Source organism: Limimaricola sp. G21655-S1, from assembly GCF_027213785.1.
Lineage (GTDB): Bacteria > Pseudomonadota > Alphaproteobacteria > Rhodobacterales > Rhodobacteraceae > Limimaricola.
In genome coordinates, this window is the sequence record NZ_JAPWGO010000103.1 from 1 (window position 1) to 395 (window position 395).

Here is a 395-nt window from a genome sequence, read left to right on the forward strand (position 1 = left end):
GCTCAGTACCTTGTGGGTCAACGGCAGTTATTACAGGCACAATTTGACCTGGAGCAAACTTGAAGTAAGTAAAAATGCCGTTATCCCATACATTAATAGGGGCAATGGATGTATCACCATTGCGGGAATACTCAAGATTGATATTGGACTTATCGAGTATTTCCAAAGCATCCTTTACTTTATTCTTAGCAACTGTCTCCTTGGCTTTCTTTGCCTCAACTTCTGGGTAACGGAACTTAATAACGAACGTCATCCGTTTGTCGAAGGATGCCTTACCTCTGCCTGCTGGATAAGGAATGTCATGATAACGAATATCAAAAAGATAGGTTCGCTTGTTGGTAGCCAAAAACAGATTGGTATCACCATTTTCAGCCTTCGGCTTAATGGTGTAATAG

General features: G+C 41.3%; 1 protein-coding gene. It reads right to left on the reverse strand.

What is annotated here, in order from left to right:
- The coding region (locus tag O4G76_RS20045; RefSeq protein WP_269398911.1) for a TrbG/VirB9 family P-type conjugative transfer protein at nt 1-395 on the reverse strand (395 nt) is incomplete at both ends.